Genomic DNA, 1,092 nt, shown 5'->3' with positions numbered 1-1,092 from the left:
CTCGAACGAGTCGGCGCGTGCAGAACTCGCCAGGGAACGGGCTCGCGCCGACTCGTTCGAGATGGTCAACCGAGCGCAAGCCGCCAGCCTTCTGGAGCTGGCCGCGCTCTCCGCGGAGCTTCGGTGCCAGGTTGCCGACCTGGCTGACAACGCCTTGAGCTCGGAACCCGTTCCCCTGCAACGTCTGCGCAACGTCACAGGTCGCATGAACGGGTTGACACAGACGCTGAGCAGAGCCGCGCACGGCTACACCGGCGCCCGGACCACCGACATGCTGTACCGGACCGTCGACGACGATCTCCGGTCCCACAACTGGACGCCTCGACCTGATCAGGGCCTCCAGGGAGCCCTGCCACCGATCCCGATCTCAGAGATCGGCGACGGCGTCCGAGGCTTCACCCGCGGCTGGCACCGCGGACCCCAATGGATCACGTTGTGGTTCACCAGTCCGACGACGATCGCCTACGCGGACAGCAGCGATCATGGCCGCCTGCCAGACGTCGACGCCGTACATGCGGTGATCACCTCTTCTCGCTCCTTGTCCGCGTCAGCGTTGGCCGAGTGGGCGGCTGCATGCCAGCAGGCCCACATCACTCCGTTCGACGCGCCCTACAGCCGAGTGTTCGAGCATCTCCGCGCCGGCCCTTGGTTCGAGATCGAGGTCGACCGATGCGACGAGTACGGGGTGCGGACACCCGGCGGTCTCGGCAACACCTCCGAGTGGGCGAGCCCGAGCGATCCCGACTTCAGGCTCTACGCCTGGGGAATCGGCGATGAGCCCGCTCACGTCCGCTACTGGGCCGGCCCCGTGGTCGACATGGCCCATCTGGTCCAGGTCACCGGCGAATACCGCTGACGCTTCCCGTTCCAGGCGCCTCCAGCTCGAGCTGGCGGTTCCGCACCCCTCACGAAGGTCGAGGCGAACAACCATGCCCATCAACAACCTGGCGAAGGCTTCTCCGAACGAGATCGATGCCGAACTCGCCCGCCTGAACGTGGAACTCACCAAGGCGGAGCAGACCCTCGTGGCGCTCAGGAAGCGTCGTCGAGATCGCATCGAACGCGGCGAAGTCGATCTGGCGGACGAATTGG

1 protein-coding gene is annotated in these 1,092 nt (G+C 66.3%); it reads left to right on the top strand.

Annotation, left to right across the window (positions count from 1 at the left end; translation table 11 throughout):
- Positions 1-856, top strand: an 856-nt coding sequence (locus B0F77_RS46560) for a hypothetical protein (protein ID WP_211294393.1), incomplete at its 5' end; no start/stop codon positions are given.
- Between the last annotated feature and the right edge of the window lie 236 nt (positions 857-1,092).

This window comes from Lentzea kentuckyensis (genome assembly GCF_002150765.1).
GTDB lineage: Bacteria > Actinomycetota > Actinomycetes > Mycobacteriales > Pseudonocardiaceae > Lentzea > Lentzea kentuckyensis.
The sequence above is the reverse complement of the archived record's forward strand: the minus strand, read 5'-3'. Positions and strand labels throughout refer to the sequence as shown.